We start from the raw sequence: 602 nt of genomic DNA, 5'->3' as shown, positions 1-602 counted from the left end.
CCGTCGGTGAACTGGGTCAGGGCCGGCATCTTCAGCTCCGGCGCGATGATCAGGATACCGATGGCCAGGCCGACGATGGTGCCGATCTTGAGGAAGGTCGACAGGTAGTCACGCGGCGCCAGCACCAGCCAGACCGGCAGCACGGCGGCGACGAAACCGTAGCCGACCAGCATCCAGGTGATCTGCACGCCGGTGAAGGTGAACGCCTTGCCCCAGACCGGATCGGCGGCCACCTGGCCGCCCAGCCAGATCGACAGCAACAGCAGGACCACGCCGATGATCGAGATCTCGCCGATGCGGCCCGGGCGGATGTAGCGCATGTAGATGCCCATGAACATCGCGATCGGGATGGTCGCCATCACCGTGAACATGCCCCACGGGCTCTCGGCCAGGGCCTTGACCACGATCAGCGCCAGCACCGCGAGGATGATGATCATGATCAGGAAGCAGCCGAACAGGGCGATGGTGCCCGGAATCCGGCCCATTTCCTCGCGGACCATGTCGCCCAGCGAACGGCCGTTGCGGCGGGTGGACAGGAACAGGACCATGAAGTCCTGCACGGCACCAGCCAGCACCACGCCGGCGATCAGCCAGAGCGTGCC

Annotated in this window: 1 protein-coding gene; it reads right to left on the bottom strand. The window is 65.8% G+C overall.

Annotated features, from left to right (window positions below):
• The coding region (locus WCE05_RS25895) for a carbon starvation CstA family protein (RefSeq protein ID WP_368816823.1) at positions 1–602 on the bottom strand (602 nt) is incomplete at both ends.

This window comes from Pseudomonas sp. I2 (genome assembly GCF_040984075.1).
Classification (GTDB): domain Bacteria; phylum Pseudomonadota; class Gammaproteobacteria; order Pseudomonadales; family Pseudomonadaceae; genus Aquipseudomonas; species Aquipseudomonas guariconensis_B.
Note: the sequence above shows the minus strand (reverse complement) of the source record. Positions and strands in the feature narration are given on the sequence as shown.